The organism is Streptomyces sparsus (assembly GCF_054776295.1).
In genome coordinates, this window is the sequence record NZ_BAAHCA010001316.1 from 1 (window position 1) to 1,037 (window position 1,037).

The following is a 1,037-nucleotide window of genomic DNA, read 5'->3' on the forward strand; positions in this document are numbered from 1 at the left end:
GGGTGCGGCGGTCAGCGTGGCGAGCAGCCCCGAGGCGTCCACCGTGCGCGGCACCTGGTCGGGTGCGGACTCGGCGCTGAGGGACACCTCCTGCCAGGAGGTGTCACCGCGGGCGGGCGCCCGGTCGGTGGGGGCCTGCGCGCGGAACGCCCCCGCCCCGGGACGGGTGACGACGCGGCCTCCGGCCACCAGCGCGGCGACCGCGACGTAGACCGTGACGGGACTGACCCGGAACCGGTCGACGAGGGCCCGACTGGAGGGCAGACGGCTGCCCGGCGGATAGCGGTGCAGCTCGCCGCGCAGGGTGTCGGCCAGCTCCGCCACACTGCTACTGTTTTTCATGAGACTGCACGATAGCGCTACTCCCGCCAGGACAGTAGCGATCCCCTCCCCCGAACCGGCGCACCGCGGCGGACACGTGCTCCGCGGCACGGTGCTCGCCGGACTCGGAGTGACGGCCTTCTCGCTCACCTTTCCCGGCACGGCCTGGGCCCTGGAGGGCTTCGGTCCGTGGTCGGTGACCGGGCTGCGCATGACGCTGGCCGGCGCGCTGGCACTCAGCTGCCTGCTGGTCATGCGGGTCCGCCCGCCCCTGCGCCGGCACCGCGGCCCGCTGCTGGTGGTGGCCGGCGGTGTGGTCGTGGGGTTCCCCCTGCTGACCACTCTCGCGCTGCGGACCTCCAGCACGGCGCACGCGGCGGTGGTGGTGGGCCTGCTGCCGCTGACCACCGCGGCCTACGGGGCGGTGCGGCACCGGGTGCGGCACAGCCGGACCTTCTGGGCGGCTGCCGGGGCCGGTGCCGCGGTCGTCGTCGCGTTCGCCGTCCAGGAGAGCGGCGGCGGCCTCTCCTCGGGTGACGTGCTGCTCTTCGCCGCGCTGATGCTGTGCGCCGCCGGGTACGGAGAGGGCGGCCGGCTGGCCCGGGAGATACCCGGCTGGCAGGTGATCGGCTGGGCACTGGTGGTGTGCCTGCCCGTCGCGATCCCGGTCGCGGCGTTCGCGCTGGCCGCCGAGCCGGCCGCGCCGACCGGCCGGG

The 1,037-nt window shown here is 75.8% G+C and carries 2 protein-coding genes; one reads left to right on the forward strand and one right to left on the reverse strand.

All coding sequences use genetic code 11. The features are described 5' to 3' along the window. Positions 1 to 432 (reverse strand): GntR family transcriptional regulator (locus ACYVE9_RS28140; RefSeq protein ID WP_461030710.1); only part of this gene is annotated, 432 nt, incomplete at its 3' end. On the opposite strand from ACYVE9_RS28140, the gene ACYVE9_RS28145 reads away from it, so the two are divergent. Beyond that, on the forward strand, positions 341 to 1,037 hold a 697-nt coding region (locus tag ACYVE9_RS28145; protein ID WP_461030711.1), incomplete at its 3' end, for a DMT family transporter. The two genes, ACYVE9_RS28140 and ACYVE9_RS28145, sit on opposite strands and share 92 nt — an antisense overlap.